20 protein-coding genes and 1 tRNA gene are annotated in these 25,547 nt (G+C 48.5%); 11 read left to right on the forward strand and 10 right to left on the reverse strand.

Translation table 11 applies throughout. The annotated features are described in order from the left end of the window. The 3 genes from ACN4EK_RS16900 to ACN4EK_RS16910 form a co-directional block, all read right to left on the reverse strand. Positions 1-497, reverse strand: a 497-nt coding sequence (locus tag ACN4EK_RS16900; RefSeq protein ID WP_431659208.1) for an AMIN domain-containing protein, incomplete at its 3' end; no start/stop codon positions are given. Between the two features lie 125 nt (positions 498-622). After that, entirely contained in the window at positions 623-1,201 is a 579-nt protein-coding gene (locus ACN4EK_RS16905) for a DUF1802 family protein (protein ID WP_431659209.1), read from the reverse strand. A 345-nt stretch (positions 1,202-1,546) separates the two neighbouring features. Beyond that, positions 1,547-3,745: a DUF4912 domain-containing protein gene (locus tag ACN4EK_RS16910; protein WP_431659210.1), complete on the reverse strand. Its 2,199-nt coding sequence runs from the start codon at positions 3,743-3,745 to the stop codon at positions 1,547-1,549. Between the two features lie 431 nt (positions 3,746-4,176). Between ACN4EK_RS16910 and ACN4EK_RS16915 the strand changes: the two genes are divergently transcribed. After that, positions 4,177-4,974 (forward strand): LmeA family phospholipid-binding protein, encoded by a 798-nt coding sequence (locus tag ACN4EK_RS16915; protein WP_431659211.1) that lies wholly within the window; start codon positions 4,177-4,179, stop codon positions 4,972-4,974. A 14-nt stretch (positions 4,975-4,988) separates the two neighbouring features. Then, positions 4,989-5,828 carry a pentapeptide repeat-containing protein gene (locus ACN4EK_RS16920; protein ID WP_431659212.1) on the forward strand — a complete coding sequence of 280 codons (840 nt, stop codon included), beginning with the start codon at positions 4,989-4,991 and terminating at the stop codon, positions 5,826-5,828. Here ACN4EK_RS16920 and ACN4EK_RS16925 read toward each other — a convergent pair. Then, positions 5,817-9,572 carry a WD40 repeat domain-containing protein gene (locus tag ACN4EK_RS16925; protein WP_431659214.1) on the reverse strand — a complete coding sequence of 1,252 codons (3,756 nt, stop codon included), beginning with the start codon at positions 9,570-9,572 and terminating at the stop codon, positions 5,817-5,819. The genes ACN4EK_RS16920 and ACN4EK_RS16925 overlap by 12 nt on opposite strands. Before the next feature lie 412 nt (positions 9,573-9,984). Between ACN4EK_RS16925 and ACN4EK_RS16930 the strand changes: the two genes are divergently transcribed. The 7 genes from ACN4EK_RS16930 (at position 9,985) to ACN4EK_RS16960 (ending at position 16,230) form a co-directional block, all read left to right on the forward strand. Further along, on the forward strand, positions 9,985-11,055 hold the full coding sequence (locus ACN4EK_RS16930) for an N-acetylmuramoyl-L-alanine amidase (RefSeq protein WP_431659215.1): 1,071 nt from the start codon (positions 9,985-9,987) through the stop codon (positions 11,053-11,055). A 62-nt stretch (positions 11,056-11,117) separates the two neighbouring features. Further along, positions 11,118-11,528 (forward strand): D-Ala-D-Ala carboxypeptidase family metallohydrolase, encoded by a 411-nt coding sequence (locus ACN4EK_RS16935; protein WP_431659216.1) that lies wholly within the window; start codon positions 11,118-11,120, stop codon positions 11,526-11,528. Positions 11,529-11,783: 255 nt separating this feature from the next. Next, the gene (locus tag ACN4EK_RS16940) at positions 11,784-12,164 is read left to right on the forward strand and encodes an SH3 domain-containing protein (RefSeq protein ID WP_431659217.1); all 381 of its coding nucleotides are present in this window, start codon (positions 11,784-11,786) and stop codon (positions 12,162-12,164) included. Between the two features lie 59 nt (positions 12,165-12,223). Continuing rightward, a complete protein-coding gene (locus tag ACN4EK_RS16945) occupies positions 12,224-13,696 on the forward strand; it encodes a hypothetical protein (RefSeq protein ID WP_431659218.1) in 1,473 nt (490 codons plus the stop codon). 235 nt (positions 13,697-13,931) lie between these two features. After that, the gene (locus ACN4EK_RS16950; RefSeq protein WP_431659219.1) at positions 13,932-14,327 is read left to right on the forward strand and encodes a hypothetical protein; all 396 of its coding nucleotides are present in this window, start codon (positions 13,932-13,934) and stop codon (positions 14,325-14,327) included. A 707-nt stretch (positions 14,328-15,034) separates the two neighbouring features. Beyond that, positions 15,035-15,805 (forward strand): alpha/beta fold hydrolase, encoded by a 771-nt coding sequence (locus ACN4EK_RS16955; protein ID WP_431659221.1) that lies wholly within the window; start codon positions 15,035-15,037, stop codon positions 15,803-15,805. Further along, complete coding sequence (locus ACN4EK_RS16960) at positions 15,805-16,230, forward strand: DUF6841 family protein (protein WP_431659222.1); 426 nt, start codon at positions 15,805-15,807, stop codon at positions 16,228-16,230. The genes ACN4EK_RS16955 and ACN4EK_RS16960 overlap by 1 nt, the downstream gene beginning before the upstream one ends. Before the next feature lie 422 nt (positions 16,231-16,652). On the opposite strand, the gene ACN4EK_RS16965 is transcribed toward ACN4EK_RS16960, so the two are convergent. The 3 genes from ACN4EK_RS16965 to ACN4EK_RS16975 all read right to left on the reverse strand — a co-directional run bounded on the left by ACN4EK_RS16965 (position 16,653) and on the right by ACN4EK_RS16975 (position 18,621). Continuing rightward, positions 16,653-17,771 (reverse strand): hypothetical protein, encoded by a 1,119-nt coding sequence (locus ACN4EK_RS16965; RefSeq protein ID WP_431659223.1) that lies wholly within the window; start codon positions 17,769-17,771, stop codon positions 16,653-16,655. 16 nt (positions 17,772-17,787) lie between these two features. Continuing rightward, positions 17,788-18,057 (reverse strand): hypothetical protein, encoded by a 270-nt coding sequence (locus tag ACN4EK_RS16970; RefSeq protein ID WP_431659224.1) that lies wholly within the window; start codon positions 18,055-18,057, stop codon positions 17,788-17,790. Positions 18,058-18,219: 162 nt separating this feature from the next. Continuing rightward, positions 18,220-18,621, reverse strand: coding sequence for a hypothetical protein (locus ACN4EK_RS16975; RefSeq protein ID WP_431659226.1), 402 nt, complete (start codon positions 18,619-18,621; stop codon positions 18,220-18,222). A 205-nt stretch (positions 18,622-18,826) separates the two neighbouring features. Between ACN4EK_RS16975 and ACN4EK_RS16980 the strand changes: the two genes are divergently transcribed. Then, positions 18,827-19,780 carry an HNH endonuclease gene (locus tag ACN4EK_RS16980; RefSeq protein ID WP_431659227.1) on the forward strand — a complete coding sequence of 318 codons (954 nt, stop codon included), beginning with the start codon at positions 18,827-18,829 and terminating at the stop codon, positions 19,778-19,780. A 196-nt stretch (positions 19,781-19,976) separates the two neighbouring features. Here the strand turns inward: ACN4EK_RS16980 and ACN4EK_RS16985 are convergent. Then, positions 19,977-20,049 (reverse strand) — tRNA-Ala (locus tag ACN4EK_RS16985). A 175-nt stretch (positions 20,050-20,224) separates the two neighbouring features. On the opposite strand from ACN4EK_RS16985, the gene ACN4EK_RS16990 reads away from it, so the two are divergent. Further along, positions 20,225-21,331 carry a RuBisCO accumulation factor 1 gene (locus tag ACN4EK_RS16990; protein WP_431659228.1) on the forward strand — a complete coding sequence of 369 codons (1,107 nt, stop codon included), beginning with the start codon at positions 20,225-20,227 and terminating at the stop codon, positions 21,329-21,331. 22 nt (positions 21,332-21,353) lie between these two features. Here the strand turns inward: ACN4EK_RS16990 and ACN4EK_RS16995 are convergent, their stop codons facing one another. Further along, positions 21,354-23,138: a glycosyltransferase family 39 protein gene (locus ACN4EK_RS16995; RefSeq protein ID WP_431659229.1), complete on the reverse strand. Its 1,785-nt coding sequence runs from the start codon at positions 23,136-23,138 to the stop codon at positions 21,354-21,356. Between the two features lie 72 nt (positions 23,139-23,210). Beyond that, positions 23,211-25,487 carry a transglutaminase TgpA family protein gene (locus ACN4EK_RS17000; protein ID WP_431659231.1) on the reverse strand — a complete coding sequence of 759 codons (2,277 nt, stop codon included), beginning with the start codon at positions 25,485-25,487 and terminating at the stop codon, positions 23,211-23,213. Positions 25,488-25,547: the final 60 nt, after the last annotated feature.

Consider the following 25,547-nt stretch of genomic DNA (forward strand, 5'->3'; position numbering starts at 1 on the left):
AGATGTGTATAAGAGACAGTCGTTGGAGCGATCGCGGGGGGTGATGGCGGAGTGGCAGGGGATTGGGTAGGTGCCGCCTGTGCCAGAAGGGGACGGAGAACCCAGCGATCGTGACCGGAAGCGGTTCCCACTTTTTCTAGCTGTACCTGTCCTGGAGCTAAGACGGTATCAGGAGAGAGTTCCAAGACCATGCGAGTCACCCCAGGTTGAAACTGAGACACCCGGATCTGTCGAATCACTCCAGAGTAGGCTTGCTCCGTTTTGACAGCACCCAGGTCAGTGTTGGGTAGATCCACCACAATTCGGGCAGGTTGTGCCATCAGGAAGTAGCGAGGTTTGGCTCCTGCCTGAATCATCACCTCCAGTTGGTTAGCTGTGGAGTCATAGTTCCAATGGGTCAATGCTGCCGCCTGAGCCGCAGGCATGACGCTGACGATCGCCATTGGAGCCAGAGTGCCAATCAGGCTAAATATCCGCAGAGACTTGACCGTATCCATAGCGACACCACCAGATGTAGTGTAGAACGCCTCGTTTTACTCGAAGTTCTGCGAATGGTAGACCTGGCTTAAAGAAAATTTACATTTTTGGGGTAGTGAGCCGAGTATCGATATTGTTTGCTGCTCTAGCCACCCACGATCGCCCGAATCCGTTCTACCTGGAGGTCATACTCGCGATCGCTCAAGACTACCTGGCTATCTGATAGGTCAATGGGGGTAAGGAGATCAATCCACGATCGACAGCCGCCGTATTCAGGGGTATAGTCAATCTGTTGGGGGTGGTTAAGGCGGTAGGTGCGGAGGAGTAGTACATATAATGGTTGACTGGGCTTCCATTTCAGGCGATCGGCGATAAATTCGGCAGTCCAAATGTGATACAGCGATAGATCGGCAACCCGTTCGGCATTTGTCACCTGAAAAATCTCGGTAATCATTGCCCAGGAGCCAATTCGTACTGTTTCAGGATGCCAACCAGATGCGACTGGTTCCACGCGATCGGCATACTCGGGTTTGAGAAATCGCGGTTGTTGATGTTCGTAGGTGGGATACAACAGGACTCGATCGTGCTCAACCGTGAACTTACCTCCCGTCTCGCGGATGCCACCTTTCCGCAGCAGCAGCGCCTGTTCCCCCTGTTCTAGGGCATGGACAGCAACCTGCCATTCTTTTAACGCATGGGTTGTAGATGGAATTGTGGGTGTCATAAGGGTAGAAATCACTCGTCATGGGCTATTCGTCGCAGGTAGGTCTAATCCGCACAAAAGATTAACCCTACCAGGGACACGAATATAGATGCTCTAGGATGAGGGCAGATCAAAGGGCGATTGTTACAGTCAATTCAACAGTCATTTGATTCATCCTTGACATGAAGTAGGAGTCTTCGCATGAACTGGCATGATCTTTTCGTTTTGATCTTAATGTTGAGTCCAGGGATTCTGTTGTCCGTTGCCATTATGTCTACGTTTGCCGCCGGTGGCTAATTGCCATAAAAAAGTCCCCTAGTGGCTAGCTAGGGGAGGTAAGGGGATTGAAACGTTAGCGCGATCGCGTTACTCCAACCATTCCTGTACCGCCTCTTCTTTCGTATTGGTACGACGGGCAGGAGTTTCGCGGACAAACTTCATGTGAATTTCGCGGGTCTGCTCTCCATCCACCGCGACTGCCATGATTGGGAAGTCAATCAGCCCATCCTGGAATGACATCTGGAAGCGGAATGTACCGTCTGGATTTAGCTTCACCGGACGACCGCCGATCGTCACCGTGGCATCCGGTTCGGTTGCTCCATACACAATCAGTTCAGCGTCGGCAATCAGCCAGAATTGGCGAGGGCGAATGATCGGCAGGGAACCAGAGAACCCTACACCCGACATGCCGACTCCAGACATGGTCATGCCGACTCCAGACATCCCCATGCCAACCCCGGACATGGTCATGCCGACTCCTGACATCGTTAAACCAGCCCCAGACATCGTGAGTCCGGGAATACCGACTCCAGACATGGTCATGCCGACCCCGGACATTCCCATCCCCACACCGGACATGGTCATGCCCACGCCAGACATGCGTTCGGAGATACCAACCCCGGACATGGTCATACCGACTCCCGACATTCCCATGCCCACACCGGACATCGTCATACCGACACCGGACATGCGCTCGGAGATCCCCACGCCAGACATCCCCATGCCCACACCGGACATGGTCATGCCCACGCCCGACATGCGTTCGGAGATACCAACCCCGGACATGGTCATGCCGACTCCTGACATTCCCATGCCCACACCGGACATCGTCATGCCGACCCCGGACATGCGCTCGGAGATCCCCACGCCAGACATCGTCATCCCGACTCCCGACATACCCATGCCCACGCCAGACATGCGTTCGGAGATGCCAACCCCGGACATGGTCATCCCGATACCGGACATCCCGACACCGGACATGCGCTCGGAGATCCCGACCCCCGACATCGTCATGCCCACGCCAGACATCCGCTCAGAAATCGCTGCCCCGGACATGCCGACCCCCGACATGCGTTCGGAGATGCCGACCCCCGACATCGTCATGCCCACGCCAGACATCGTCATCCCAATGCCCGACATGCCGACCCCCGACATGCGTTCGGAAATTGCCGCTCCGGAGGTTGTTAGCCCCACACCAGACATGGTCATGCCCACGCCCGACATGCGTTCTGAGATCCCCACACCTGACATGCCCACACCCGACATCCGTTCGGAAACCGCTGCCCCCGACATCCCCACACCGGACATGGTCATGCCGACACCCGACATGCCGACACCCGATTCCGTCGGTGCGCCTGCCCACATACCAGCACCTGAAGCCAGGACATAGGAACTGACAGCTTGTTGCCCCGAACCAGGCACATGCTGAATCGAACCAGCAACCTGTTGTTCTGATCCGGCGGGAACTTGATGCATCGAGCCAAAGATCGAGCCTGCCATCCGTTTGGCTTCGGCGGATTCCGACATGCTGAAGATTTGGTCATAGATCGCATTGCCAACGGCTGCCATGCGGCGACCTGGGGGAACTAATTCCAGGAACGTCTTGCCTTCTAATTCTTCTTCCCAGGCGATCGTTAAGAAGGAATCTTCAATCCAATCGGAGGGGTAGATCGGCGGAATCCGCACGATTTCCGATCGCGCCAGCACTAACCACTGCCCATCGGCGCAACGGTAGCCAATATCAATCACATAATCGCGATCGCTAACGGGAATTGGCAGATACCATTCCCGCGCCAGTTCATCACAGGGATATTCCTGAATACTGTGGGGACTTTGGTAGCCCAAATCCATATCTGTCACGTCATAAATCCGCAGGGCAAGTTGTTGTCCACCCTGGCGACGTGCTTCCTCTTTATGCTCGTTGGGAATGTCCCAATAGGCATAAGCCCACTGGGGGTCACGGGGCAACAGCACAATTTTACTTTCCCCATAGCCACTGGGCAGATCCGCTAAGCCTTCATCAACTGCCGCCAGATCTCCACCAGTGCGATCGTCGTGACCCACATCAAACTTCGCGGCTTCAACCTCTTCTTGCGGTGGCAGTTCTGGATGAGTTGGTGGTGCGGTAGCGGGAGCCGATACAGGTTGAATACCCTGAATCGCCTGAATGGCAGCGAGAAGCTGATCTTTTCGCATCCGGCTATAGCGAGACACTCCACATTCACTCGCCACCCGACGCAATTGGCGCAGGGTCATTTCTTCTAACGGGGGACGTTCCTTTGACATGAGCGTGATCTTTCTCCAGGGAAGGTTTAGCGGTGAGTCAGCGAACCAGAGGCTTGATTAGTAGGGGTTGGGATCGCAAGGAGCGGTTTTGTTAAGTTTATGTTGCAGGAAAGCTAGCGAATGGTCAAGCAGACAAACCATGAACTTGTCGGGATTTCACGAATTATTCAGTCAATCCGGGATCGTGACGTCATGATTTTTTGACAATTCTAGCGATCGGGGATCAAAATAATTGGGTTTTGTTTACTTCTTGTTACAATAGCGATCCCCAGGTGGCTACCCCATGCTAGATGAGAAATAGTCCAGGCGGGAGAAATCTGGCTGAATTGGCAGTCTAGATTAGGGCTGGCGTGGCTGATCTGACGGTTTAGGTCAGCTAACCGTTATACTCAGGCTGAACTTGTCCCGATCGTGTGAGAGTCTGAACCGTTATGCGTGCCAACCTTGAGTCCGAGTCGCCCCTATCGAATGAGTTAACTGACAATCCGAGCGATCGCCAACCTCCAGCCAAACCAAGCCGCATCATTAGTAGTGTGTTGACTCCGGCAATTCGGCTGTGGCTGCGATCGCAACTGGAACAAGTCGAGGATTTGCAGTTGACGATTACCGCGAGCGATCGACAAATTTTTTCCGGCGAAATTCAGCAAGTGACGGCTTCTGCCTGCCGCGCCGTTTATCAAGGGTTGTACTTCAGTCAGGCAAGTGTGATCGGCACAGGCATTCAGACAAACTTGCGGCAAGTCTTACGCGGCAAAGCGTTTCGGTTACTGACGGCGTTTCCGGTGCAGGCGGACGTGCAACTGTCAGAAGCCGATCTGAATGCTTCGTTGCAAGCCCCGCTCCTGGCAAATGCCGTTTTAGAATTATTAGTAAATTTGTTGAAAGCGGATATTCCGGCGATACAAGAACTGGCAACGGACTCCGTGACAGCATTGCGATTGGAGCAGGCACAGATTACCTTAGCCGCAAACCAATTAACCCTGAGTGCCCAGGTGGTAACAGCGACCCGCTCCATTCCGATCGCGATTCAAACTGGGTTGCAGGTGGAACAGGGCAATATCCTCAAATTCGATCGACCCCATTGGTTGGAGAATGGCAGTTTTCAACCGCTGGATGCGCTCAACGGATTTACCATTGCCTTAGGCTCAGACGTTGACCTGCAAACCTTACAAATCGAACCCAGCCAACTAGTGTGTCAGGGCACAATTATGGTGACTCCGGCTGAATAAAGGCTTCCATCCCGATGACTCACCAAAATTATGCCAATCAAAACCTCCAAAATTGCTCCTTTAAGAGATGGGATCTGACGGGGGCAGATTTTCATGGGGCAGATTTGCGGGGATGTGATTTTTCAGGAGCAACGTTGATTGGAGCTAACTTGACCGGAGTTAAAACTGGACAAAGTCAGCGACAAATCAATCGCTTAATTGTGACGACTGTATTGGCTCCCGCCACGATCGTTGGCTTGAGTGTCTTCGTGGTGCAACTTCCTGTGATGCTGTTTGGCGATCGCGGTTATCAAGGATTTAACTCCCTCCTGGGTGGGCTACCCCTGTTACTGTTTTTGGCTGAGATTCTATTCCGCGATCGTATCAGCCAGCACTTTCCTCAAACGACCCAATGGTTAGGGGTTGTAGGTGTTGCGATTTTGTTTCAGATCATGGTTGTGTTCACACTGTTCTTAGCGATCGTTGGTTTACTCAGTTTTGGTGATGGCTCAGGGCTTCAAGGATTGTTTTTACTAGTGCTAACTGTAGTGAGTGCGATGATGACCCAGCGAATATACCAATGGGTGATTACGTCTGTTCGCAGTAGTTTGGGAACTTTTTTCCGAAAAGCTAACTTAACCGATGCCAATTTAAGCCAAGCGATCGTGCAAAATACCGACTTTTGTTTTGCCACATTCACAGGAGCTTGCATCTTTGATTGGATCGTGCAACGCCATACACAATTTACTCACCTCAACTGTGAGTATCTTTATCTCGAATCAGATTACCAAAAGCGACTGCCAACGGAGGGCAAATTTCTTCCAGGGGAAGTGGAAACCTATTTGATCGCAACACAGACACAATCATGCAGTTGATGATTTGCTATTTACGGCTCCTAAAGCCTTTAAAGTCGTTCTCTGAACTTCATTCAACCCTGTGACATGACTGATGTTCATTCCTTCGTAAGGACGTGGAACTCTCAACGTTGAGAGGCACGATCGAGTTTCCAGGCTCCAATGCTTGACTGTCTCGTCAAAGCTACCGCTAAAAATAGCTAATGCAGCGTGAGGGGAAAGCTCTGAATTTTGAGTTCTGGAGGCTAAGCCAGCAGGGTAGGTAGATGGCTGCCCAGCCCTACTAGCCTGTTCGGACGGTAGATGAGCCGATTGGCAGACCAGGGTTGAAACCAATCCTACGTGTCCCTTTAGCACTTGCATACACTGACCTGTGCTAATATCCCAAACTCGCATTGTTTGATCAAACCCACCGCTGATCAGATGTTGTCCATCTGGGCTATAGATGACTGTTGCGATCGGTGCCGTGTGTCCCTCAAAGGTTTGGAGACATGCCCCTGTCTGCACATCCCAGAGTTTAAGGGTGAGGTCAAAACTACAACTCACCAGTTGTTGTCCATCCGGACTGAAGGCAATTTGCCAAACGCTATTACTGTGCCCCTGAAGGGTTTTTAGGCATTCCCCTGTGTCCACTTGCCACAGCTTAATCGTGGTATCAAAGCTGCTGCTACCCAGCCACCTGCCATCCGGACTGAATGTGACTGAAACAGCCGGAGCCGTATGTCCCTCTAATGTTTGCACACACTTTCCGGCATCCACATCCCATAGTTTGATGGTGCGATCGTAGCTGCTGCTAGCCAGCCATGCTCCATTTGGGCTAAACGCCACTGACCAAACCCAACTACTATGACCATACAAGGTTTTCAAGCATTGTCCTGTGCGCCAGTTCCAGAGTTTGATCGTGCGATCGCCGCTGCCACTCGCCAGAATGGTAGCTGCTGAATCAGGATTTTGTGCCTCCACCGCGCTGCTTTTGAAAGGGGGTGCAAATGCCACCGACCAAACTCGATTGGTGTGTCCGTACAAAGTTTGGCAGCATTTTTCTGTAGACAGATCCCATATACGGATTGTTTGGTCTTCATGCCCACTGGCTAAATAATGCCTGTCCGCATTGAGCGCGATCGCCATGACAGCGTTCCTATGCCCCTTAATTGTTTTGGTGCATTGCCCCGTGCTAACCTGCCATAGTTTGGCCGCGTGGTCATCTCCGCCACTAGCCAGCCATTCCCCCGTTGGATCAAAGGCCACTGCCCAAATCCGATTTCCATGCCCCTGTAGCGTTCTCATACATTGCCCGGTGGTGATATTCCACAGCTTCAGCGTCTGGTCATAGCTGCTACTAACAAGCTGTCCAGAACTACTAAAGGCAACCATTGTGACGGTACTACTATGACCCCGTAGCGTATTGAGACAGCCGCCTGTTTGCAGATCCCACAGTTTGAGGGTGTGATCAAAACTGCCGCTGGCAAGCATCTGTCCATCGGGGCTAAAAGCTACGGATTTCACCCATTCTTGGTGTCCAGTCAACGTTTGCAGGCAACTTCCTGTCTTGATGTCCCATAGTTTGATGGTGCGATCTTCTGAGCCACTTGCCAGGATGGTATCCATGCCGGGCGGTTCACTACTACCTACTGGATGGAAAGCGACCGACCAGACCCGCCCTTGGTGTCCCAGAAGTTGCATACAGGTATCGACGACTAGACTACTGGAAGCATCCCCTTCAGATGACCTGGCAGGAGCCTGGAGATCCCAAATGCGAATCGTGGCATCCTGAGAACTGGTGGCAATGTAGCGACCGTTCGGGCTGAAGGCGATCGCATTGATGGAATAGGTATGCCCAATGAATGTTTTCAAACAAGTTCCCGTCTCGACATCCCAGAGTTTGACCCGGTAATCATCGCTAGCGCTGGCAAGAAATTGGCCATCCGGGCTGAAGGCAACTGCCCAAACCCAATGCTCATGACCTTTGCAATTCACCAGTTGGCTGCCACTCGGAAGCTGCCAAATTTGAATGTCACCACTGGTGTCACTGGTTGCCAACCGCTTGCCATCCGGGCTAAACGCCACCGAAACCACTCCGCCAAATGTTTCTGCAAACACAGATTGGTGGATCTTGCAGCCAGAAAAGTTGGTGCGATGCAGGGTGCTATGGGGTAAGTAGGCGTGCCGGATGTTCAGGTGAGAAAAATCGCGATCGGTCAAATTGCTCTGCAATTGCCAGAACAAATTCAGTAGATTACCGGCGGCATAACCATCCTGAATGAACGGTTGATGGCGAAGCAGTGGTAGTAAGCTGTTGAGCTGCATTTCCAGGTTTTGTGGCGTTTCAAATGCTGCTAGCAGTTTGTCTCTCACTGGTTGCAAGATCAGGCGAATTTGCGCTTCCCGGATGTAGTCCTTTGTCTGCGCTTCCATCAACGCATATTGGTTAAAGAACTCCAGTTCCTGGGCTGAAATGCCATCGTAAAACTGCTGTACCAACCGTTGGGTCATGTACTCCATCACGACGGGCTGTTGGGAAAACCCCATGCCATTGCCTTCAATCAACGAGCGCCCTTGCAGGGATGTCAGGGTTTCTAACAATTCCCGCTGGGATACAGTGGGCACAAGATTGGTGTGCAATTTCTCCAGCGTGATCCATTCACGGGCGATCGCTAACCAGTACATTACCTGTTGTTCCAGAACTGAAAGGCGGTTGAACTGTTGATCGAGCAGTTCAGAGATATCGCCAAACACCACGGTTCCCTGGTTCAGGAAAGCAGCGATGTTGCCACTAAACAACGATCGAATCGTTGCGGCGGCAATCTTCAATGCCAGAGGATTGCCACTGTAATGTTCGATCAGTTGCTCACAGGCGGTTTCGGGCTTAACCAATCCTTTGTCATGCAGAATTTTCTCACCAGCGGCGGATTGTAGCCCAGCTAATTGCAGCGATCGCACCGGCAAGGTTTCCCCTTCCCGAATCAGGATTTCTCCTGGCTTTTCTCGACTGGTCAGGAGCAAACAGCTTTGATGCCGCTCATCACTGACACGAGAAATCAGTTGACCATATCCCTCATATCCCTGGCGATAGCAGCCCGTCTGTTGACCACTTTGTAAAACCGATTCTAGGTTGTCTAAAACCAATAGACATCGAGATTGACGCAAGTATTTGATCAACTCAGAAATTTGACCATCAACGGTCTCTGGCAACTTCACTTCCTGCTGATTCGATAGCACTAGCATCAGATCTGCTAATAATTCTGGTAAAGCAGGAGCATGGCGTAAACTCCGCCAGATCAGGTATTCAAACCCATCCTGAATCTGTTCTGCCAGCTTCACCGACAGAGTAGTTTTGCCCATCCCCCCCATGCCCAGAATCATTACCGTGCGGCATCGATCGTGCTGTACCCATTGCTCTAAAGTTGCCAGTTCAATAGTGCGGTTGTAGAAGATGGAAACATCGATCGCGGTTCCCCAATCAGTACGATTCTGCGCCAGGGATACCAGATTTTGAATAGTTTGCCTGTTTCCAATGGGTGTCGATCGTTCCAGCACTGTTTGAAAATTGCGACGGGTAACTTTCTCTCCTAACACTTCTGATAGTTGCTTCCACAGTTCAGCACCAGTGTCTTTGATATATCCCAGCGTGTAATCAAACTCATCCGCAATTTCTTTGTACGATCGACCATCCCAAGTATGTTGAAAGATAATTTTCTGAACTTTATTTAACTGATTGGGGGCTAAAATCTGCTCTAAAAGTTCTAATCCTTCTTTGGCAAGCACAATATTAATCCTTGCAGTGCTGATCATCAGGTGAAGCGATTGGCTGTAATCCGTTGAGTAGCTGGCTATATTGCAGAACCTATTGGCAAGACAATCCCTGGAATTGTCCTGCTGGTTCAGCTTTAGCCCAGTTACTAGGTTTCACAGCCAAAACTCGTTCTCAAGAAGATATTCCGTGCCAATCACTGACTTTCCGGGTAATTTCTCAAACTTTGTTCCAGCTTGTAACTAAATTTAACCCTACTACGCAGCCGATTTACCGACCTTCGATCCGACCTTGATCCGACCTTGGCTGTAAATTTCATCCGACCTTTCCCCGACTGACGAGGCTATAACACGAGGCTAGATTTGATTGGTACAGGTTAAGTAGATAGCCTACGTCAATCGCATAAGTTAAGTTTGGAGGGAAAATATGTTTGTCTGGGATGATTTTATTCAGGCTTTGAAGCAGGCAAGTGTCGAGTTTGAGCATTTGAAAGTGATTCAATTAGCACAAGCAATTTTAGAATCTGGAAGGGGGAAATCAGATCTCTTCAAGCTACATGGCAATCCCTATGGCATGAAGTTCCGCAAGGAAATGAGAGCAATTGCTGATCAGGTTACTTATACTGACAGCGCTGGAGAAACAGATATCTACTGCAAGTTTGATGATGTTGAGGAAGCAGTTAAAGGATATTGGGCATTTATTGATCGCCCAGTTTACTCGGGTTGGAGAACCAGCAACCACACACCTGAAGATTACATTGAATTTATTGCTTACGCTGGATACATTGGTGGACCGTTTGATGGTTCTGATAATGATCGCAAGAGTAAAGACGCTTACATTAAAAAGATTCTTGATCTTGTACCAGAAGCCAAAACTCTTTTGGGGGTTTCTTCTCCTCCTATCACTCCACCTGCTCGTCAAACCTGGAAGGCTAGGGGAGTACTTCTAGAAATTGGGCATGGTCCTAATCCAAGTGGTTCTGAACCGGGGGCAGTCGTTGGTCGCATACGCGAGTACGACCTCAACGGAATTGCAGCTCAAGCAGCTCGAAAAGTGATTCTTGCAGCAGGAGTGCCCTGTACCATTACTGATTTTGGGGGAACTACTCCTAGAAACGATTTATATGAAATTGGGCAAACGGCTGCGGGATTTGATGTGTTTTGTTCTATCCACCACAATGCGGCGAATGCTTCTGCTCAAGGTGCTGAAGTACTAATCCACAACAGAAAGGGGGATGCAACCGATCTAGCTCTGGCACAATCAATGAGTGCTGAAATTGCCGCAGAACTTGGAATTCGCGATCGCATTGCTAGAGGACGAGACCCGCGTGTAGCTTTGGGCGTTTTAAGCGGAGCGGAAGATACTAACGTTCGTGTTTCGGTACTTGCAGAACTCTATTTTATGGATGCACCAGTCACAGATCACACAGATTGGAGTGAGCGAGGTGGAAGAGCGGTTGGTCGTGCCATTCTAAAGTGGCTCGCCGCTAACCCGTAGTGCTGAACTGAATTGACCTCTCAATAGATTTACACCGTCTCTAAAGTTGGAGGAAACAGAGTATGCCTCGCATTACCCTTGCTAACGGTACGAACGTCGATTTGGTTGAACCAATTATAGCGGGTGGTAACTTCTACTGGTACGAAGCTACCAAAGGAGGAGATAGAAACCCAACATCACAGTCTGAGCTCAATGGAATTTTTGAATTAGCCAGGGAGGCGGAGAAAGCACGTTCAATTTTGGGAGAACCAATGATCGTTACCTCTTGGTATCGTCCGTCTTGGATCAATAATCAAATTCCAAATGCTGCTCGGAATTCACTCCATATTCCTGGGAGAGCTATGGACTTCTATTGCAAGAATCTTACTCCCTTACAGATCTATCGGAAGTTAGATCCAAGCTGGGATGGAGGGTTAGGTCTGTATGGTGGCCATGTCCATATCGATGTCAGGGGAAATCGAGCTAGATTCTGAAGTTGTATAAGCATCACCAGTGAAGTCGATAAAGCAGTTTACGAAGGACATCTAATTTCAACTCAATCTACGCAGTTACATCACTCAATTGTTATACCAATTTTTTGTGAAACTGCACAGATAAAGGGGCTTCAACCCCTTTATCTTATGAATATAAATCTATGCAGATTTATATTTAACTGGTATTACAAGTGGATTACCTACAATACAGCATCAGTTTGATTCACATTCACACATGAAGCGAGGATTTAGAGGATGTTTCGCTATTTGTTTGCATTTATTCTCGTTCTTTTCGTACTTACAGATCCTACAATCACTTTCGCCCAAAACAGCAACGGAAACTACTATCAAGGGCACTTACCTGCTGAAGGTGATTATGTTATTTCAACATGGCGTGTTGTAGCTACAAGTGGCTTAAACTGCCGCAGCAAAGCTGGAACAGAGTTCAACGTTGTTAAGCGGTTTGCTCAAGGAGACCGTTTCAGTGTCAGCACATCTGAAGGAAGAGATCAACATAACAATCCAGTTGAATTAGATAAGCAAGGCTTACCTTGGTTCCGCTTAACAGAAAAATCAGGTGGTTGTCGGGTTCGGGCAACCAGCCAGTACATTGCTCCGGAGTACACACCTTCGTGAACAGCAAGATTGCCTTTTAATCTATTTGAACTACACAACAATTCTTAGGAAGAACGAATATGAAACTATTCACGATCGGTGATAGTGTCTCTCAAGGATTTATGTCAAATGCTGCGGCCCGTACCGACCTTTGTTTTTCTACTCTATTGGCTAAAGCCTTTGGATTGACACCTGACTCAAGGAAAACCGATAGCGCAAATTACTTTTATCCTGAGTGGCAAGCTCATGGGGTCAAACTAAATTTGGAATCAGTTTTTCGCAAACTTGAGCGTCGTTATGGTTCCGATATTAGTACGGTGGAATGGGCGACTACTCTGTTAACAATTGACAGCGTAATTAATGAATCAGAAGATTATTATGAACGGGGTAAAGGCAAGGAAGATCGACCTTATATTTATCCAGGCATTAGCCACTTTCACAATGTTGCCATTCAAGGATTCAGTGTTGCTGATGCCTGGCAGGTAACACCTAACAGTTGCCAGGAAGAAATCAAAAAACAAGCGCAAAGTAGAGGCAATAATTTTCTGCAAGGAGCCAACGCACCTTTTCATAGAGTTGCTTTGAAAGTGCTTAATCCAACGCTGGATAAATCTAAACAGAGTTTCAGTCAACTAGATTGGTTAGGATTTCATACCGAAAATGAAGGCGTAGAAAACTTAATTCTATGGCTTGGTAATAATAATGCGTTGAGTACAGTTTTAGAATTAGATATCAAAATTACGCCCAATCACCCCAATTATCTTGTGCATAAATTGTCACAACCAGAACGATGGGAAAAGGGATGGAATCTCTGGCATCCAGCAGATTTTGAGGCGGAGTATTCCGAATTGATGGAACGGGTTGATAATCGGATGAGCCAGAATAAATACGAGGATTGGAAGGTATTTATTGCCAATATCCCTATGGTAACGGTCATCCCATTCGCTAAAGGGGTGGGAGAAACATCCCGTGTTCTACGTGGGAAAGATTACTGGACATATTTCAAATACTATACCTATTTCCCCTTTGGAGAAGCGTTTGCGGTCAAAGCTGGCAAGCACCTGACCATGCAAGATGCTATCTTTATCGACGATTGCATTTTGGAATATAACAAGACGATTCAAAACCTTGTTGATCAAAAGAATGCAAAGCACGGGAAAAAGCGCTACCACATCGTTGATATTTCCCAACGGTTTTCAGAACTGGCGTATAAGCGGAATGAAGGTAAGCCGACTTATCAGTTTCCAGATTTCTTTCACTTGCGCTATCCCCAAGTGAACACAAAGTATTACCACGTTGACAAAAAAGGCAAGCTCAAGCAGGGCGGCATCTTTAGTCTTGATGGAGTTCACCCTTCTGCAATCACTCATGGCTTGATTGCCCACGAATTTCTTAAGGTGATGCAGGTAGCAGGTTTACAACCTGAACGAGAACTTCAATGGCAGCAGATTTTTGAAAGTGATGATCTCTATCAACACCCAATTTCTATCATGCAAGAGCTATATCACAAGGATGAATTAGCTACTCACATCATTCGCTTTATTGAGCGATAAGAGTAATCGCCCCTCTCGCTATAAGCTAAGTTAAGTCTGCGAAAACCAGCCTCTATAGGCGTTAAACCGATTAGTAATCTGGATAAATTAGAGCAGAATTATCCAGTTAAATTATTCTCTTTAGTGTAGCTGTTTAGGCTGGATTCCTTGCGTCAACCCAACCTACACAATGAGAGATCACTACTGCCCAATAAATCATGGGTTGCTGTTCATAGATTTCGGGAGATATTATCAGATGAAAAAGACAAAATTTATGATTGTTTTAACTGCCCCATTGGTAATCACCGCAGATGGTGATCATAGCAAAGAAGCTTTTGCTGTAGGCTTCTCTCATTTACTTAAAGGTAAACAAATTGGACTGGAGAGGAAAATGATTAGTACTAAAGATAATAAAAAAATAAAAGACCTTCGAGGCGATATATTGGCTATTGCATTTACTTTCACAATACCAGTTCCCTTGATAAACTCTTTGTGCGGTGATATTGCAAATGAAATTTTTCAAAATGATAATTTCTCACCGAAGCTTAGAATTTTGGTGGAGGGTTCAAAAGACTCTTCTGTAATATCTTTGTCAGGTATTGATTCTCAAGAACTTGCAGAAACGATTCAAAAAATCGTAACAGCAGTGTAGCTTCAGAGCGATCGCCCCTCTCGTTGTAGTTTGGATTGAGCCTGCAAAACCCAATTGACATTAAGCATTACACTAGCGATCGCCCCTTCTTGTATCGTTGATTAAGTTCTCAAAAACAGAGAAATTTCAGGTTTAGAACAATGGTAAGTCTTTTCAATTTGAGTTAGAAATTAAGCAACGACTGGAGGAAGAATTTCAGAAAAATTTGGAAGAGTTTAAATCTATTTGAGTACAATCGGCTTTAGAAGAAGCTATAGCGAGCAAAATGGAGAAGCTAGATGAACTGACTGACTCACCTAGTGACCCGAGGAAAGGCTTACCTATCCAAATAAAAACACTACGCCATTAGCAGAGCAGGCAATATCTAGAACAACCGCTTAGTAGAAGCAAAAACGGTACAAGCAGCGTCTATGATAGCAAGACCAATACCGCACTCATTACTCAAGTCGCATTATGATCGCACCTCAAGGGGTTGAACAATTTTAGGTAAGAAACAATCATTCCACCTTGAGGATTGCAGGAATTGTTTTCTCATCTCTAGGTTTTGCGGACTCATTTTAAGGATATAAGTTCACGTTTGGAGGATTTACTTTCTCATTTCCGTGTTTCACGCACTAATTTTAAGGATCTGAGTTCACGTTTAGGCGATCGCTGGTTACGTTTCAATAGATCCTGTACTGATTTTGATGCCATTCGTAGACAAAAATATGCCCAAAATTGCTGTTGGTGGTTTGGATATTAACTACAGAACTTTAGGTAAAGGCGATCCGCTATTGCTGATTATCGGTCTAAGTTTCAGTCTGCTAGATTGGGGAATAGTCTTCCCTGACCTGCTGGCTCAACACTACCAAGTCATTCTGTTTGACAATCGGGATGCCGGAGAAACCAGTCAATCTACCCAACCCTACACGATCGCTCAAATGGCAGAGGATGCCGCAGGTTTACTCGATGCCTTGGGTATATCCAAAGCTCATGTGTTTGGGGTCAGCATGGGTGGCATGATTGCCCAACACTTTGCCCTCAACCACGCCGACAAACTGAATAAATTGATTCTTGGTTGTACCGCAGCAGGTGGCGAGTGTAGTGAGTTTGGTGATGTGAGTGGATTTATGACGGGTAATCTCCTCGATTTGCTGTTCACACCAGAATTTATTCAAAGTCGTCAACCCGATTTAACGAAATTTCTCCAGACGACTGCCCCATTGCATAGTCACGGGACTGCATTACAACGGCAACTCCAGGCAATGGCAACGCATGATACCTGCGATCGACTGGGCAAAATTACCGCACCCACGTTAGTGATTACGGGCGATCGCGATCCGGTCATTCCCTCCAAAAACAGTGATTTTCTAGCTCAAAAAATTCCCGGTGCTCAGCAAGTCACGATCGCAGATGCCAGTCACGGGTTTTGCTTTAGTCACCCTGATGATACGGCTACTGCTGTAATCAACTTCCTCAAATCAGAAGGAACCGACTGATGAATCCCATCTCCACCGACCTCAACGCTATGACCGTTGACCCACTGATCCTGAAAACCTTTCTAGACTATGCTGAAGCCTTTGAAAGGCTTGATCCCTCAGTTGTCCTGCCGTTTTTTCAGCGTCCTGCCATTCTGATTTCTGAACAAAAGCCAGTTAAAATCACTAACTTCACTGGCTGGGCAACCTTCAAAATTGCCATGATGAAGCTGCAATGGCGTGGCTATGATCATAGCGAGACCGAATCTTTGGAGGTCAGACAACTGCGAGAGGATCTGGCGATCGTGACTGGAACGGTAATTCGGTACAAGAAAGATAATTCCGAACTAGAACGGTTTGACTTAAATTACACCATGCGTAAAGTCGATAATGACTGGAAAATCATTGTTGGTGCATTATTGACGATTACTAAAACGTCAACGTAAATAGCGTAACTAGTTACAACTTGAGGATTACTGTTTAATCCGCGATCGTCCCCATTGTTAGAAGATGTGCGATCGCCCCACGTGAGTTAAAGCGGCGAAGTGCGATCGTCGCTTCAGTAACAAAATCAAGGGGGCAATCAGTTAAGTTAACCATTCAACCACTAAGAGCGATGATGGCTGTTAATATCGATCCTCAGGAAATTTGGAAATTGATTCGGTTTCTGAATCAATACGGTAGCTCCAACCTAAATGACTACCAGTTTGTCCTTGATCCTAGCTTTAGAGGACTAAACTTAAAAATTAATCTCAACATTACGTATTTACCTCAAAATAAAACCCTTACCGTTACTCTCGATCCTTAGCATTTGTTGTCATCAACTCCTTGAGAGGTGAATGAGTTGGTCAAGTCACTCGTTTTCAGATTACCCTTTGATGGTTTTGAATCGGGCCATGAGGGCGGGACGGTTTTGGTAGTTTGATTGCAGCTGGTCAAACTGCTGGATAAATTCGGGCAATCGTCCTTGATGTTCTGCTAAGTCGCGCAAGTCTTTGAGGAGAGCAGTGGCTTCATCGTAAGGTTTAGACTGCTTCAACTCAATCAGTTCGACCACTCGCTTCCAGGTCTGGGCTGCTTTCGGTGCCAGGGCTTCCAGTTCCTTAATGCGTTTTTTTCTGGCAGTACCCTGTTCCTTTTGGTGTCGCTTGTGTTTGATTCCTCCAGCGATCGCTTGCAGCTCAGAAAACCGCCGATGGCCTGAGTTCGACTGAGGTGCAGATTGAGTTGCGCCCGCGAGTTCCTTTAAGCGGTGAATCAGTTGCAGATCAACATGGGGTTCTCGTCGCACCAGTTTCAGCAAAAATTCCTGCTTCTCGCTTGCTGATAGTTTTTTTAACCAGTTTTCCAGAGGTGGCTGGGCGATCGGTGGTTGACGATCGCTTGCCTGAGCTGCCGCCGCAACTAAATCCGGATCAAGTTGTACCAGTTCGACAAATGCTTGGAGTGACTCAGACAGCTTGTCCAAGTTGGGCGGAATGGGAGGTTCAACGGGATCAGCTTCCAACGTATCTTCTGCAAGATAGGGGGCTGTTCGCAGCCAAACCAGATACAGTAGTCGCAAATCGCCGTTCAACAGTTCATCTCGAAGCGGCAGTAGCCGTGGCATCCATACCTCTCCCTGAAGCCAACCTCGGATCCCCTCTTCCTCAGTAATTTGAATATCCAGAATCATGTACTGAGATGTTGTTGAGACGGTTACTGTGTCGGGAAGGTCATAGGGCTGAAACCAGTTTGGGTCAACGATCGCCTTGGGAAACCGAAACATCAGTCGCCAGGTGCCCCAGTTGGCGATGTAGAACATCATATCGAAGTACTGGGTTAGGACTTTTTCTGAATTGCCCCGGAAGTCGCCATAGTTGTACAAGAATATGGCTTGATTGGGTGTGAGTTGGACACGGCTAGAGAGCTTGCGGATTTCGTCCTGCTCCTGTTTGGTCAAGGGGCGATCGATCGCCTGGAATTCGTAATATTGATACTCGCTCATTGAAAGTTTCTCCTGCTCATTTAGGAAATGAAACACTCATATTCTGATAGCCTTTAAGATCAAACGTCCAAAAGTTAAACTCACTCCAAATATCATCAATGACTTTGTACTGAGCAGTCGTTCTCATGGTGAAACTGGTGAGCAGGGAAATGCGATTGTCTGTTTGAGCCGTTTGCACTGTTATGCTTTTTTGATTATTTGTCAGCTTGGATGCTGCCCTTCTCAAGTTATCAAGGTCTTTCTCTTTAGGTGGAGTATCAATGTCAATGATGACTTTTACATTCATATCAACCTAATTCCTTTGTTTTATAGCTTTTTCCTGGTGCGTTAACGCATTGAGGAAATGCTCCCCACGATCGAAAGATCTGTTTGAGTGCTTTTTGCTCACCATTTCGATTTCCATATCTTCCGATCGTTTAACGGTTTATTCCTAGGACTGCTTGATCATTTACGACTTCTTTCGAGATGCTTTTGAGTGGCTTTTTTGACGACTCAGCCATTCGTTCAAAGGTTCTCCAAAATGATACTGACTCCAGAAGTTAGCAATATCCTCAGCCATCGGTGCCGATTCGGGAATGAGGCTCTGCATGTATCGTGCCCCATACCGTTCAGCATAGTCTCTGGCAATCTGGTATCCCCAATGGCTAGATTCAGCAGGACGCAAAATGCCATACAGAGCTTTTTCAATGAGCTTGTGTTTATGGGTATGGGTTGCTTCACTGCCTGCAACCCTGGCAAGTAAGCGATCGCCGCGTTGAATCAGAGAATAAACTGAACCAGCCCGGTAATAACCCTGCCCCCGTTCAAATGATTGCGCGATCGTGGGGTGACGAATGCTTGCCTCACTCAAGTTTGGTATCACCGCTTCCCCCTGCGATCTGCAAATCAGTTTCAATTCTAAATCTTAGGCAAGGTTCGATCTCTTTACAGTTAAGAGCAATCTTTGACCAAAAGTTCAACAGCGAACGCTTGGTTAAAGAAATCTAACAAGCTGATGGGTTTCAAGATTCCCCTGCGTATTTTGGAGATGGCTACGAGGAACTTAATCACCAGCGATGCAAAAAGACCTGAATTACTACGCTAGAAAGTTTGCGAAGCTCAACGTTAACCGAAATCATGGGGTGAGCGCTCCGCACAAACCGATTCTCTTGCTAGCGGTAATAGAACTGATCGAACAGAGGAACATTCAGACCAATCAGATTTACCTTTCTCCAGAACTGATTGCGACTTTCTTGAAATACTGGTCGAGTTTAGTCACAACCCATCATCAGTCAAATATTGCGCTGCCGTTCTTTCATTTGACGGGCGATAAATTTTGGCACTTGGCTCCTAATCTGAGCTATGAGGGTAGCCTGACCTCGATCAAACCAAGCTTGTCGGCTCTGCGAAATGCGGTGAGATATGCCTATACCGATCCTGAACTATTTGAGCTACTGCAATCTCCTGTGACACGACTGCAACTAGCGAGTATTTTGATGCAAACCTGGTTTCCTCATCAAGAAATCCAGCTTCAAGAACTCTATGAAATCGATGAATTCGCTAATGTTCAGCATCAGCTTGCTGCACAAGGGGGAGCAGTCTATAAAGTAGAAGATTTAAAGAATGAAGAAAAAATCTTTATCAGAAATGCAGCCTTTAGAAGGGTAGTTGTCTCGCTTTATGAACAACGTTGTGTGTTCTGTAAGCTGAAAGTGATTAGTCAAGATAATCAAAACATTGTAGATGGTGCCCACATCAAGCCGTTTTCTGAATTTCGGGACGATCGCTTTGATAATGGCATTTCTCTCTGCAAAAACCACCATTGGGCATTTGACCACGGTTGGTTTGGCATCGATGACCACTACAGAATTGTTGTACCTAGCGATCGCTTCTATGAAGAGACACCAATGGATACCAAGTCAATCCGAGAGTTTCATGGAGAACAAATCCTGATGCCAACCCAACTTGAGTATCAACCGAGAATTGATGCCCTGCAATGGCATCGCCACTACTGGCAGATTGCTTCGTGATCGGCTGTTGTATTTTGGTGGAAGTGAGCTAGTTTCCATGCTGGTTTTGGATACATAGAGAGGCAAGCCGTACTTTAAACTGAAGAAGCGATGTGTGCAAACGCACATTCAGGAGAGGCAAGATCCGAAATGGAGATACTAATGGAAGACAACTTGTTGCGGCGCACTAACCTCGGCAGGTCAGTAAAATTAAGAATGGAGCTAAGCGGATTCGAACCGCTGACCCCCGCAATGCCATTGCGGTGCTCTACCAACTGAGCTATAACCCCGTGATGCGTTTACTATCATGCCTTGAGAATCGTCATTCGTCAACTATCTTTTGAAAGTTAGAGGGATCATCGGGTGGTAAACAGCGGACAACTTGTGAATTAAAGCGATCGCGAATTGACCTGAAACGGGATTGACCGATCGCGGTAGAGTGAAAAAGATGTCACCCATAGCGTTATGACCGATCGTTCACCAGAATTTGACCCTGCCAATCAGCCACCCGATGAAATTACCACCGACTTGCAGCGATCGCTGGGTGAGTTGGTGCAATCGCTGCGCCGCAAACAAGGGAGTTGGGTCGAGTGGGCAAAAGCCTGTCAGACGCTACAAAAAGCAGGTTATGATCCGCAAACCATCTTTGAGGAGACGGGATTCGAGCCGATTCAACAAAACCAGATTATTGTCGCGGCTCAGGTCTACGATAGTCTGGTGGCTGGCAATGCCAGTGATGCGACGCTGAACCATTTTGGCTACAAAGGTAGCGACGTATTGTATGAGTTTCGCATTCTCACCCAGGCAGATCGGGTAGCGGCGGCAGAATTAGCCCTGGCGCAACAATTAGATATGGATGAGGCGCATGAGGTGGCGAAAGCGCTAAAAGACTTTTCCCGGTTAGGCAAAATTCCGGATGGGTTCACCAATCATGCCGGTGATGCGATCGCCTATCAAACCTGGAAACTGGCGCGGCAGAAATCCGATTTGCAAGAACGATCGCGGTTAATTGCTAGAGGCTTACGGTTTGTTCATAGCGACACTGCTCGTAAGCAGATTGAACAACTGTTGACCGACTTCACAGTGACTCCGGCGGCTCCAGCCCCTTTGTTGCCGATCTATCGTCCCGAGTCGGCTGAGGAAATGCCCCGAATTCTCGCGATCGCTGGAAAATTACCCCTGACCAAAGCGGATTTCCAAGCTGTGCCGTTTGTCGATTCGGTAGGGGTGTTTCAAGTTGTGCAGTTTTCTGGAACGGGAGCCTGGGTGGCGGTACCTGGGTGGCAGGTGATTCTGATGGCAGAAGACCCGATCGCGGTGTTATGTGACAGTGAGGCGTTACCCACTCCTTTACCGGGACAACCCGAAGAAGTGTTAGTGGTGATTGATCGGGCACAGCGAGAATGGCAACGCGATCGTTATTTCATTGTGGAAGCAAATGAGCAGCTACAGATCCAGTGGTTTGAGCAAGCTCCCGAATCATCGGTGTTGGGACAGGTGATTTTAGTCATGCGTCCGAAGAAAATTTTGGATGAGGATTACACCAAAGATCCCTGGCAGTTGGATGAGTGAAGCGCGATTGATACGAACCTGTCTAGGGCAGGCAGCGATAGAGTTGGTAGGGCACTCCCTGCCGATAATAATGAGCTTCATCGCGGAAACAGGGTTTGGCAACGGTGTCCCGATCGGGGAGGGTGAGCGCGGGTGGATAGCCTTTGCGTTTCATGCCGCGACCTACGACCCAAAGATCAAATGGAAATGGGACAGGTGGCGATAAGCGCGATAGCTCCTGCCAGACGTGGCGATAAGTTTGCGATCGCGAGAGGAAGATCAGGGAATCATTGCTGGGAGCATTTGTTTGGCGGGTCGTGCGATCGTGGAGTGTATTGGCAATACTTAAGCCCAGGGCAACATCTTGATAATTGCTGTAGCCAACGCTAATTAACCGAGGGATGGGTGGCACCAGACTCATGTGTTCCGCCACTAACTCTGGGCTGTAGGGTTTTTGGAAGGTGAGATTGGTCACAACCAGACTACTACTCAATATGCCCACTACAAGCATGGTGACAATAGTTTGGCGATCGTGGCGTGTGGCTCCACTCAAGCAGGCTCCCAACAGGGCACAGACCGCCGGAAAGTAGATGAAGTGATAGCGGGGTACTTGGGTAATGTCCTTGCCTAAAACCATCACAATCACGACAAATTCCAATAGCACCAGGCTGATGAATGTGAGAAGCATCCAGGTTGCCAAACCAGTTTCCGGCAATTGCCATAACCGTTTCAGCTTGCCACTGGCATATCTGGCTAACCAGAGGACAAACAGCACCATGATTGCCGATGTGAAAATCGTCATTTCTAAGGGTTGGCGCTCAACTGGCAGAGCAATCACCATCGGAATCCAGCCTAGCGGTAGCTGCACTAAGGCGGTGAGCCGTTCGATCAGGCTTTCGGAAAAATTGATCCAATGAGTTTCGGGGCGATCGCTGTGCTGGAATAGGGTCGGCAACCAGGGCACATAGGTTAACCCAATCCCCGTGGTGGCTAGGGCGATCGCCGTCCATTGGTAGCGAGTGAGCGGTGATCCGGGTGGTGCAATCACAGGCAACCGAGTGAACCAGGAGTGCATTCGTCGTTTGAAAGGGGGTGGGCGATCGGCGTTACCCAGTGATCGTTTAAGAGAAAGCTGGAGCGGCGGTTGTCCCAATCCATATAGAATTAGCGTTCCGACCTGAGCCACCACTGCCAGTAAAAAGAAATAATGCACGTAAAAGCCCAGGCTATTTACGGCAATCCACCCCAGCCACACCAACGGTCGGAACTGGCGATGCAGCAGATCCAGATGTAATTGATACAGCCCTAATAACGCCAGGATCACCAGCAACATAGGCAATGTATAGTGGCGTGCTTCCTGGGATAGGTAGACCGCAAACGGCGAAACTGCCATCACGGCGGCTCCCAGCAATCCGGCGCGGGGGAAGAATAACGTAGTATTCAGGGCATACATCGCCGCGATCACCATGACCCCAATCAATGCCGGGAAGGCACGTAACTTCCACAGCCAGGAGGTGGATAGTCCATCAATCCAGACCAGCCAACGATGTAACCAGCAAAAAAATAACGGTGGATGAACAGACTGCTCAGACACCGTGGTGGCAATTTGGGCGCAGGTTGTTTGGGGTTGGAGGGCAAAGAGTTGATCGAGTTGGGTGAGGGAAAACAGTGATTCTAACGGTACATCGTTGTAACTGCGCCCCAGGCTAAAGAGTGCCGTCATCACCTCATCGAGCCAGATGGGTTTGGCATCCAAATTCCAGAAGCGCAACGCCATGCCCGTCAGCAGAATGCTCACCAGAACTAAGTAATGTTGTCCAACTTTCATGCTGTTACGCCGCGATCGCCCAAGCTCACACCGCTTCTAAGCTTGGCATACTGTGGGTCATGATCGTAGTGTTTAGCGTTTCAGTCGGGGTCTTAATTCCGCCAGCCGTTGCTGAAGTTGCAGCAGGTTAGGGGTTTGCCCACCATATCGCCAGGAGACATAGGCGTGGGAAATGTCGGCGATCGCGGCAGCCCGTTCCGGGTCTTGGTGTGCTTGGGCGCGTTGGACAAATTCCAGGGGGGTTTGGGCGGAGTGCTTACGAAATCCTTGCTGGGCTAATCGGCTTAACATTTGTTGATATAAGCTTTCCATTGGTGGCAGTTTGGCTAACCAGCGACGATACCGCCAGCGCTTCCACCCTTGCCAGCCCAGCCACCCGGCAAATCCTAAGCCACTGCCAGCCAGCAGCAAGGTAAACAGACCGACCCAGCCTCGGTAGAACTGTCCAATGATCCAGGCAATGATGCCCATGATCCAGTTGCCGATCGTGCCAAATATCCGTCCCAGTACGCTGGTAACAGGGGACGGCAGCCAGCCAGCCACCCATTGCCAGAATTGCTGAAGGACGCTGAAAGTCTGATCTTCCTCGATCGACGGGGGAATTAACTCATGACCGGGAATCGGATCAAAGGCAAACCAGCCATATTTCGGGAAGAAGACCTCTGTGACGGCATAGGCATCGGTATTGCGTACCTCATACAATCCTGTAAATGGATTAAACTGACCCGGAGCAAAGCCCACTGCCAGCCGCGCCGGAATCCCGATCGATCGCAACATGATGGTTAATGTGGTTGAAAAGTGATCGGGATAGCCGCCTTGATACTTGAACAAAAATGCCTCGACCAAATCCTCGTTCTCCGCCAGGAAAGGTAAATCGGGCTGGATCGAGTAGCGCTGCTTCAGGGCTTGTGCCAGGAATAACGCCTGTTCATAGGGCGCAGTAATGGGTTTGGGGGAGGTGGCTAATAACTCTTCGGTACGCTGCCGTACCCGATCGCGAATTTTGGCAGGCACATCCAGATAATCCTGCCGAATTTCTTGAGGATAGGTCGTGGGAGCTTGTTGCAATCGGGTGCGATCGCGATAGGGCACATCCGAAATCACGGTATACGTCAACCCTTCCAGCAAACCCAAAGGCGATCGCAAATTCCCAACTGGATCAATGGCAATTTGTTGGGTAGGGAAATAGAGTTCCCGGGGATGGGTTAATGCCGGAATTAAGTTGGGTAACTCCGACACCACTGTATAGGTTTGGACTACTTCCTTCGTGCGGGTGACGGTAATCGGACGGGGTAAAAAGAATTGATAGGACCACACCGGGCGAGTACGGGTTTTGGTTTCATTATTGCGGGAGATGTCCCAACCCTGCCCTAGATAGCGATCGAACGCCAATACCCGCCAGTAGCCCTCTGCCTGCGATCGAATTCTCAGAACGATCTTGGGTTCCATCTCGCCCCGCAGGTTTTGATTGATCCGGCTACCAAACCCGTAGTAAAAGGTCTTATCCATTTCACCGGGCCCAAAGCCCTGCCCCTGCCCTTGCCCAGTCCCGGCACCTGTCCCTTTTGTGGCATCTCCCGTCCGGACATAGCCTGGATTAATAATTTCGGCACTATCATCGAAATCCTGTTGAATTTGGGCACTGACGGGAAAAGTACGGAGTTGGTATCCCGGCAGGCGTGGCATCAACAGAAAAATTGTTAAGCCCAGGGTCAAAATGACCAGAAAGAAGATACCCAGGCGTTGGAACGATAACCCGGCTCGTTTCAGCGGCGCTTTGTAGGCTTGTCCAATCAGCCCCAACCGCGATCGATAGTCCAGTACCAATACTGGCAGGGCGATCGCTAGAAATACCAGCAGCAATAGCCCAAAGCTCATCGTTTGACTGAGGGTACTGGCAACGCCAATCAGAATTAAGCCAATCATCATGGAATAGCCTAAATCCTGACGACGCGGCATGTGGAAGCTATGTAATACCTGAAGCTGCACCAGCAGTTCCGCCAAGACTAACCGAGTATCGTTGAGTTGTCCCCGGATGCCGACAAAAAAACCGGCAAGTGCCAGCAGCATCCCGATCGCGATACAAAATTTGGTAGCGACATTCCGCTTCCGTCGTGTCTGCCAGCTCCAGTAGGCTCCAGCAATACTAAAGGGAATTGCCCAGAGGCTCATTTGCGTAGAAGCGGCAACATCCGTCGCCACAATCCCTACTAACACCATCGTCTGGGTCAGGATTCTTAACAGCAGGGATTCTTCGGGTTCCGGTAACGGTGATGATTCTAGCCGTTGCCAGAGGTGAGCGGAAATCGGGTGCGATCGTCGAGATGCCATCTCAGAAACACGAGACATGAGCAGTCCAGCTAGAGGTTAAAGAGTATGCCACACGGTTCAGGCAGATTAATCCAGAGC

This window comes from Pantanalinema rosaneae CENA516 (genome assembly GCF_050753385.1).
In the GTDB taxonomy this organism is placed as follows: Bacteria; Cyanobacteriota; Cyanobacteriia; order Leptolyngbyales; family Leptolyngbyaceae; genus Pantanalinema; species Pantanalinema rosaneae.

What these genes read in the sequence shown, in the direction of transcription:
- ACN4EK_RS16920 (WP_431659212.1), top strand. Translation starts at nt 4,989, where the DNA reads ATGACTCACCAAAATTATGCCAATCAAAACCTCCAAAATTGCTCCTTT.
- ACN4EK_RS16915 (WP_431659211.1), top strand. Translation starts at nt 4,177, where the DNA reads ATGCGTGCCAACCTTGAGTCCGAGTCGCCCCTATCGAATGAGTTAACT.
- ACN4EK_RS16965 (WP_431659223.1), bottom strand. Translation starts at nt 17,771, where the DNA reads ATGAGCGAGTATCAATATTACGAATTCCAGGCGATCGATCGCCCCTTG.
- ACN4EK_RS16970 (WP_431659224.1), bottom strand. Translation starts at nt 18,057, where the DNA reads ATGAATGTAAAAGTCATCATTGACATTGATACTCCACCTAAAGAGAAA.
- ACN4EK_RS16990 (WP_431659228.1), top strand. Translation starts at nt 20,225, where the DNA reads ATGACCGATCGTTCACCAGAATTTGACCCTGCCAATCAGCCACCCGAT.
- ACN4EK_RS16940 (WP_431659217.1), top strand. Translation starts at nt 11,784, where the DNA reads ATGTTTCGCTATTTGTTTGCATTTATTCTCGTTCTTTTCGTACTTACA.
- ACN4EK_RS16955 (WP_431659221.1), top strand. Translation starts at nt 15,035, where the DNA reads ATGCCCAAAATTGCTGTTGGTGGTTTGGATATTAACTACAGAACTTTA.
- ACN4EK_RS16930 (WP_431659215.1), top strand. Translation starts at nt 9,985, where the DNA reads ATGTTTGTCTGGGATGATTTTATTCAGGCTTTGAAGCAGGCAAGTGTC.
- ACN4EK_RS16905 (WP_431659209.1), bottom strand. Translation starts at nt 1,201, where the DNA reads ATGACACCCACAATTCCATCTACAACCCATGCGTTAAAAGAATGGCAG.
- ACN4EK_RS16945 (WP_431659218.1), top strand. Translation starts at nt 12,224, where the DNA reads ATGAAACTATTCACGATCGGTGATAGTGTCTCTCAAGGATTTATGTCA.
- ACN4EK_RS16960 (WP_431659222.1), top strand. Translation starts at nt 15,805, where the DNA reads ATGAATCCCATCTCCACCGACCTCAACGCTATGACCGTTGACCCACTG.
- ACN4EK_RS16950 (WP_431659219.1), top strand. Translation starts at nt 13,932, where the DNA reads ATGAAAAAGACAAAATTTATGATTGTTTTAACTGCCCCATTGGTAATC.
- ACN4EK_RS16995 (WP_431659229.1), bottom strand. Translation starts at nt 23,138, where the DNA reads ATGAAAGTTGGACAACATTACTTAGTTCTGGTGAGCATTCTGCTGACG.
- ACN4EK_RS16935 (WP_431659216.1), top strand. Translation starts at nt 11,118, where the DNA reads ATGCCTCGCATTACCCTTGCTAACGGTACGAACGTCGATTTGGTTGAA.
- ACN4EK_RS16910 (WP_431659210.1), bottom strand. Translation starts at nt 3,745, where the DNA reads ATGTCAAAGGAACGTCCCCCGTTAGAAGAAATGACCCTGCGCCAATTG.
- ACN4EK_RS17000 (WP_431659231.1), bottom strand. Translation starts at nt 25,487, where the DNA reads ATGTCTCGTGTTTCTGAGATGGCATCTCGACGATCGCACCCGATTTCC.
- ACN4EK_RS16980 (WP_431659227.1), top strand. Translation starts at nt 18,827, where the DNA reads ATGCAAAAAGACCTGAATTACTACGCTAGAAAGTTTGCGAAGCTCAAC.